Genomic DNA, 7,673 nt, shown 5'->3' with positions numbered 1-7,673 from the left:
CGGGCCATATTTTTGAATAACATTCTTTTATAAAATGTCACAAAACGATGGTTTGGGAATGTTGTACTTCAACTAACGGAGGCAGTTTAGTTCAGTTAGAATGCTAAAATGAATATAACCCTAAAAAGATTAATTTTTAATGGTTCATGGAGGTGTAAAATTATGAAAAGGTTCTTAACAGGAGTACTATCTACCATTTTATTTGCAGCAATATTTTCTTGGTTTTCCTTTGTACCCAATTCTCAACGGGAGCCTAATGCTTATTATTCTAGTTTTTCAGAAACGTTTAGCTTAGTCATTATTTATGCTGGACCTGTTTTTTTTCTGGTAGGATTGCCTCTTTCGATTTTTATTGATAAGCTAGTTGCGAATTTTAACAAAAGTTTAAAATGGACAGGTTATTTATTCGGGTTAGTTTTATATTCGTTAGCGGGTATACTTTTTGGTGTTGTTTTTCTAAGTATACTTAACCAAGATATCTATCTAGAAGATGTTATTCCATTTTCAATCTGTTGTTTTATAGCGTCTAATATTTACTATCACATATTATTATCTGTTTCAAAGATAAATTTAATATTCAACTAACCTGCTATTTAGTATAACAAACATTTCAAAATGTGACCAAACACCGCTTTGGTAACGTTCTATCCTACAAAAAAGACACCTATCTGATGGGAGTTGAATCCCAATCAGACAGGTGTCTTTTTTGTCTTATTTTTTCATCGTCATTTCTGTTGCAGCTGCTTCAATGTCTCCGATTGCCCAATGACTAGCCGGTACATCACGGAATGTTGATTCGGTGATGTTTTCTACTGCTGGTCGTTCAAATAATTGGTTCAGGACTTTTACCGCTTGTGCACGTGTTAACGCACCATTCGGATTAAACGTTGTCGCACTGTTTCCAGTCATAATGCCGAGGGCACTTACTCTTTCAATCGATGAGGCAGCCCAATGGCTTGCTGCAACATCAGAAAAGACTTTTCCGGGCTTAGCGGTTTGACAATACGCTTTCGTGTCTTCTTGTGCACACACTGTATCTACCCAGCGTGCGATGACACCCGCCATTTGGGCACGGGTAATTGTCCCATTCGGGTCAAATTTGGTTTGGGTTGTGCCATTAAATAAACCAGCTTGTTTCACAAACTCAATCGTATCCTTTGAAGTATTCTTTTCCGTATCTTCAAAAGTTGCTTGGGCTGTTGGAATTTTCCCATTTGTTAAGAAACGGGCTAACATTGTGGTCATTTGAGCACGTGTCACCGCCGCATTTGGTTTAAAGGTACCATCTGGATAGCCTTTAATATAGGGTACTACGAGTTTCTCTTCTGTCACTTCTTCTTGTTCAGTTGCATACATCAAGGCAAATGTGGAGAAGTGTGTCACGTCAAATACAAACCCTTGGACACCTGGTGCCATTTCGACGATTCGCCCTTGTTTGACTTCTGTTGTTCCGTCACTATGCTCGATGTAGACAAATAATGTTTGTAGCTGTTCTTTTGTCACGTCTGTTGGAATCGGTAATGTCATGGTCACCGGCTGATTTTGTAGATTCGTTTCAATTGTGACCGGCTGACCTAATAAATTCACAGTCATTCGATTCCCTACAAACGTCTGCACATGTTCATTTTGTTGTGCGTTTTCTTCGATTGGCTCCTGTGCAGCTGATGGAACCGGAACGATTCGGAAATAGAGTGCTTCTGTAAAATCATTCAGTGACGTATGCGGAATACGGATCTTTCCATTTGCTAGTTCTATCAACAAATCGACTTCTTGTTCAGCTAAAAACGCACCCGCTGCACGTTGGACGTCCAATGTTGTTTCAACAGTTGCCGCTTCCGCTGGGAAACGAACACGTACCACGCGTTCCTCTCCATTTGTTAATTGTTGAATAATCGCTTGTACATTTTCTAAAGTCACGTAGCCTCGGTAGCTGACCACCCCATTTTCTATCACACGCTGAATCGAAATTTGATCCGATGGCGGGGATGGGGTTGGCAATGGCTCAGGTAAAGGAACTACCGGTTGTGGCGTTGGTTGTGGTACAGGTGGTATCACTCGATTCACTACCGTAATCGTCGCTGTATCCGATGAACTCCCATAGGTTGCTTTAACTGTTACCGTTCCAGGTGCGATGGCTGTTAAGGTATTTCCTTGCATCGTCGCAACGGATGGATCGCTTACGGTAAATACAGCGTTTGCCGTTTGATTTTGCTTTGTTTCATCGGATAGATTTTCGACTAGATCAAATGTTTGTGCCTCCCCTACTATCAATTGACCTGTTTTTGGTGATAACACCATGCCGGTTGTTTTGACAGGCGCTTCATTCACCGTAATCGTCGCTGTATCCGATGAACTCCCATAGGTTGCTTTAACCGTCACCGTTCCAGGTGCGATGGCTGTTAAGGTATTTCCTTGCATCGTCGCAACGGATGGATTGCTTACGGTAAATACCGTGTTTGCTGTTTGATTTTGCGTTGTTCCATCAGATAAATTTTCGATTAGTTCAAAATTTTGTTTATCGTCTACGATTAGTTGCCCTGTTTTCGGTAATATAACAGTGCCTATTGAGTAAGGGTTCCACTTTGAATAAATTGTCATAGAAGTTTCAACTGTCTCTGTCCATTTATTAGTGTACAATTTATCCTCAAACCACCCATGAAAAGTATCTCCTTGTTTGCCTTGTTTATAGAACGCTGTCTTATTAAGGTTTAAAATTTGTCCTTTAAATTCAATATGATTTAGTTGATTATATGCAAAGGCTGCATCCCCAATACTGATTACATCCAATGGAATCGTGACATTAGTTAGCTGATTATGCGCAAAGGCAGTAGCTGTAATATTGGTCACGGTATCTGGAATTGTCACACTTTCTAACTTGTTATACTGAAAAGCAGCAAAACCAATATTGATCATTCCCGATGGAATCGTCACACTCTCTAATTTATTAGAAGCAAAGACACTATCGCTAATAATAGTCACGCCAGATGGAATCGTCACATTTGTTAGCTTGTTATACTCAAAGGCATAAGGTCCAATATTAGTCACACTATTCGGAATAATCACACTTTCTAGCTTGTTATACCGAAAAGCAGAATGATCAATACTGGTCACGCTAGTTGGAATTGTTACACTCTTTAGTTCATTAGAAGCAAAAGCACTACTTTCGATATTGTTCAGGCCCGATGGAATTGTCAAATGCTCTAGCTTATTATTAGAAAAGGCTCTAATCCCAATATTAGTGATGCCCGCAGGAATCGTCACACTCTTTAGCTGATTAGAATCAAATGCATGATTCTGAATATTTGTCACGCTAGCAGGAATTGTCACACTCTTTAGCTCTTTAGATGCAAAAGCAGAATAACCAATACTAGTCACTGTTTGACCTTTAATTGTGTCTGGAATAATGACGTCTTTTGTTGTTCCTTTGTATTTTGTAATAGTAACACCTGTAGCATTTGGACTTGTTACAAAATCTGCTTCACTATTTGTTGCACCATATACGGCTGTACCTCCCCATTGTAAATTGAGGAGTAACACGATTAGGAATAGGCTAGATAGTTTTTTCATGTAGTAAGTCCCTCTCTTTCTTGTGATTTCTATGTACGAATAACGTCAACTTCTCTAGCATTCAGAACATACAAAAGTAAAAAATAACATACAAAGGTTAAAAATAGGTTAAAAATAGGTTAAAAATTTAAAATTAAGTAATTATTTTTTTATACAAACCCATTCAAAATAACGTTCCCAAATGATACATAGGGAACGTTCGCTGACAACGTTTGTGGCTTTTCTCATTTTTTATGGCTGAATACCTTTTGTCCCAGCCACTTTTCGGAGGGAGTTACTTTTCTCTATGGTACCATTTATTAGGTCTTCAGATAAGATATGTCTTAGCGGCTCGTTCAAAAACCTTGTCCCACAATGGTTATGATTTATGAAATGGATTCGTTACAGAAAAAATTTTATTTTTTTATTAACTCGTTTTCTACTTGCTGACTCAATTGAATTAACCAGATGGCTTGCATGGACTTAAGTATCTCTGCATTCATTTTTTCTAATTGTTGCGTTGAATTATCCAATTTTTGTATTTTTTTGTTTTGTAATTTCAAAATTTTAGTTACTTCTTTTGTTTGCGTATCTAGATTTTCACTTGTTGACTTCTCTAAATTAGAAATTTGTTCTGTAATATATAAATTATTATTATTTATTACTTCCATTTGTGTATTCAATAGCGATAAAAATTGTTCATTTTGCTTAGACATTGACTTTAAAATTTCATTCATATTCGTTTCAATCATTAGATTTTGACTCATACTTTGATTTTCAATCGTTTGCTTCAACAGTTTTATTTCTTCATGCAACTGATCATTATCTTTTTTACTAGATAATCCAAGAGTATTCCAAAAACCCACTATTTCCTATTCCTCCTTAGCTTAACTGACAGCCTTCTCTAATTGCTCAACACTTTTTAATAAAATGACTGGCTTCAGCTTAGCTGCTTCTTTATCAACCATTTCACCATTAGCTTTTTCTAAAATTTCATTGAACTGCAATTGAATTTGATTTAAATTCTTTTCTTGTTGTTCTAACAATTGATTTAACAAATCGTGTAATTCCGCATTATACTTTTGAACTGTTTCTTCTGTTTGTTTAGAGAGTTGGTCTAAACCTTCTTCAAGTACCTTTCTACCGAACTTATCCATTTTAGATGTCTTTTCACTTCCTGGTGCTAACGCTAAAATATTTAAACATTCTTGATCATCAATAGATACTCTTTTTGCTAAATGCGACTTTAATTTCCCTTTTATATTACGTTCAGTTTGTGTCATAGCTCTCCTAAATTGTTTCGTTGGAATTTCAACTCCAGAGTCCTCAATTTGACTAATCACATCTTCAAAATATTCACGAACGTCTTTTAATACGTTTTCCTCTAATTCATCTGCTTGATCTTTAAGTTTAGAGCTAAATAATGTTAAAAGTTCATTAATATTTGCTGTATCAGCAGCTGATGCCGTATCTTTATCATATGAATGATATTCCCCAACATCACTACAAAAATCTTTTATATTCCGTCCAATATTTTCCCATTTCTTATTTCCAGTCCATTTCCCTGCATTTTCTACAACCGTCCCGACAGTTCTTCCTACTGCCTTTACTCCCGAGCTGATTGCTGACCCTATCCGGCTAAAAATTCCCATTTTACATCATTCCTTATTATTATTATTCAATAAACATTCTAATTTTTTTATAAATTCTAGTTTCGTATAAGCACCTAATTGAAGATTTTCATTTTTTATATTTCCTTTATTAAATGAATCTTCTAGCATTGTTAGTTGTTTTAATAGCTCTTCGTCAACTCGTTTCAGTTGAGTTATTTGTTCTATTAAATCTTCTTCAATTATCAAGGATAAGTAACTAACTTCTTCTTGGAAAAAATCTGAAAAGCTATTTAAGGACTTTTCGATAACTCCTGTAATAAAATTATTTAGTGCTAGTTCTTTTTTTTGACCTGGGAGCATCATCAATATTTGATGTACTTCAGGGTTTATCAAATTAACAGATGAAGCTACTTCCTTTTCGATAAAACCGTTGCACTGCTTGAGTATTCGTCTAATTTCACGCTCATATTTCAATGTAGAAATTTGATATTTTCCTTTTAAACTTGGGTTTGATGTTAACAAAAAACTAAATTGTTCTAAATATTCATTAATTTCTAGCGCTACTTTTTTTTCTAATTCTTGTACAGTAGAACCTATTTGTTGCTGTAGCTCCGTAAACAATTGGTGCATCTCTTGGAATTCAGCTGCGGAAGACTCTTTTGTTAAAGGTTGTTTTTCGCTAACAGTTTTGATTTTCTTATCAATCCAGTTTTCAATTAACTGCCAAGCTTTTTTTCCCGCCTCAATTATCAAAGGAATCATTTTCAGATCAATGGGTGGCATAGGTGGTATAATTTTCATTATTTCACCGCCATTCCTCTAATAACCTTTGTAAGTTCTTCTACACGTGCAGAGGTCGTTTGTTTCACCATTGTTAATAAAGATTCTAATTCTTTTTTATCTGTTTCTAATTCTAGTACTTCTTGTTCCTGCTGAGCCTTTTTCTTTTGAATCTCTTGAATATCCTTCTCACTATATTCAATGATTTCTAGTTGAGCACCTTTAATTTGCTTCGAAAGATTTAAAATATCCTCTTTACATAACAAATATGATTCTCTAATATCTTGAACTAACAATAATTTATGATTATTTACAATTTCTGTTTCAATCTGACGTTTTAGCGCATCGACACCTGTAAAATCTAATAACCGCTGTGCATGCTCACCGATATTATTTGGCATAATTCTAAACTTCATTAAAATGGATGCTAAATCAAAGTATTGCTCGCTACCTTCTTCGATAGTATCGTAGTTTTTGATTAATGAATAAAGATAGCCAGACACAGGAATTAAATTACGATTAGCAAGTTGAGCATCGCCGTAAGCTCCTTCATCTGTAATATATTTTAACCATTCAACACGTTGTTCTTTCCAGTTTTCTTCTGGACGATTTAATGTGTCCAATTGCGTTGCAATGACATAGACTTTTTCAGGGTTATATCGTGTGTTGGCAAAAACACTATAAATTGTCGCCATCTCTGGTCCAGTCAACGCATCTGATTTGACACATACTAGTACTGCGTTTGCACGATTAATGTAATCTCTTGTTATATCTGAGCGGTAAGCAACTACATCATCTAATCCTGGTGTATCAACAAAAACAACACCTTCTGGCATATCAAAGTCAGTTAAACCCACTTCTACTTCTTTAACAAAGTAGTGTGTTGCAGCTTTTGATGAACTCCATTTATGAATTTCTTCTTTTAATTCTTCAACAGTTTCACAATATACTGTTAAAGAGTCACGATTTAGCCACTCAGCTTTAATTGAATCTGCTTCTAATTTTGCATATTCCTCTAAAAATACTTTTGCCCGTGATTCTTGCGCACTTTTCCATAGACGGTCCCATTCAACAGTCGAATAAAATGAAACTTTCACGAAATTTTTGTCTTTAGTTGAACGGAATTTTGTTAGAGAGGCCGTTTCAGGCGTAACACGTGTTGAAGCCAGATTATAGCCTAATAAAGCATTGATTAACGTAGATTTACCAGCCTTAATAGCGCCTACTAATGCAATATGAAATTCTGCTGATTTACATCGTTGCAATAGATTATCCATATCTTTAAATGTTTTTGAAGCTACTTGATCTTTTATCATATCCATGTTAAGAATTGCTGCCGCTTTTTCGATTGTGTTAGCAAATTTTGAAACAGACTCGTCCCACATATAATCAGTACTCGGAATATTTGTTTCTACAATTGTTGTTATTTCTGAAACTTTATTTTTGAATTCAGTCTGTAACTCTTCATTTTTAAAGATATATTGTTCATTTAATGTTTGACAAGTTGGGCAGAACAAATCTTCATTTCCAATTTTATTATGACAATTAATACAATTCACGTAAAATTCCTCCTATGTTCAATTACCTTAATTATACCTTATTTTGGTCATTTCTTGTAACTTTAAACGCAAGCCAAATGCAGCATACCTTCAATGAATTCAACTGACATGAGACTATGTGGCTTTTCTTATGAACAGGGTTTATACATTTTTCATGCACAATCAATGAAAGTCA

The 7,673-nt window shown here is 35.4% G+C and carries 6 protein-coding genes; 1 reads left to right on the top strand and 5 read right to left on the bottom strand.

The features are described 5' to 3' along the window. The first annotated feature begins 162 nt into the window (after positions 1–162). On the top strand, positions 163–585 hold the full coding sequence (locus ACEVFT_RS12330) for a hypothetical protein (RefSeq protein WP_393950073.1): 423 nt from the start codon (positions 163–165) through the stop codon (positions 583–585). 126 nt (positions 586–711) lie between these two features. On the opposite strand, the gene ACEVFT_RS12325 is transcribed toward ACEVFT_RS12330, so the two are convergent. The 5 genes from ACEVFT_RS12325 to ACEVFT_RS12305 form a co-directional block, all read right to left on the bottom strand. Further along, complete coding sequence (locus ACEVFT_RS12325) at positions 712–3,567, bottom strand: leucine-rich repeat protein (protein WP_393950071.1); 2,856 nt, start codon at positions 3,565–3,567, stop codon at positions 712–714. Between the two features lie 395 nt (positions 3,568–3,962). Beyond that, a complete protein-coding gene (locus ACEVFT_RS12320) occupies positions 3,963–4,412 on the bottom strand; it encodes a hypothetical protein (protein ID WP_393950069.1) in 450 nt (149 codons plus the stop codon). Between the two features lie 21 nt (positions 4,413–4,433). After that, positions 4,434–5,198, bottom strand: a complete 765-nt coding sequence (locus ACEVFT_RS12315) for a hypothetical protein (protein WP_393950068.1) — start codon at positions 5,196–5,198, stop codon at positions 4,434–4,436. A 6-nt stretch (positions 5,199–5,204) separates the two neighbouring features. Continuing rightward, positions 5,205–5,960: a hypothetical protein gene (locus ACEVFT_RS12310; RefSeq protein ID WP_393950067.1), complete on the bottom strand. Its 756-nt coding sequence runs from the start codon at positions 5,958–5,960 to the stop codon at positions 5,205–5,207. Beyond that, positions 5,960–7,498, bottom strand: coding sequence for a dynamin family protein (locus ACEVFT_RS12305; RefSeq protein ID WP_393950065.1), 1,539 nt, complete (start codon positions 7,496–7,498; stop codon positions 5,960–5,962). The genes ACEVFT_RS12310 and ACEVFT_RS12305 overlap by 1 nt, the downstream gene beginning before the upstream one ends. Positions 7,499–7,673: the final 175 nt, after the last annotated feature.

Source organism: Lysinibacillus sp. PWR01 (genome assembly GCF_043359455.1).
Classification (GTDB): domain Bacteria; phylum Bacillota; class Bacilli; order Bacillales_A; family Planococcaceae; genus Lysinibacillus; species Lysinibacillus fusiformis_F.
This window is presented reverse-complemented; position numbering and strand designations above follow the sequence as displayed.

What these genes read in the sequence shown, in the direction of transcription:
- ACEVFT_RS12310 (WP_393950067.1), bottom strand. Translation starts at nt 5,960, where the DNA reads ATGAAAATTATACCACCTATGCCACCCATTGATCTGAAAATGATTCCT.
- ACEVFT_RS12330 (WP_393950073.1), top strand. Translation starts at nt 163, where the DNA reads ATGAAAAGGTTCTTAACAGGAGTACTATCTACCATTTTATTTGCAGCA.
- ACEVFT_RS12315 (WP_393950068.1), bottom strand. Translation starts at nt 5,198, where the DNA reads ATGGGAATTTTTAGCCGGATAGGGTCAGCAATCAGCTCGGGAGTAAAG.
- ACEVFT_RS12325 (WP_393950071.1), bottom strand. Translation starts at nt 3,567, where the DNA reads ATGAAAAAACTATCTAGCCTATTCCTAATCGTGTTACTCCTCAATTTA.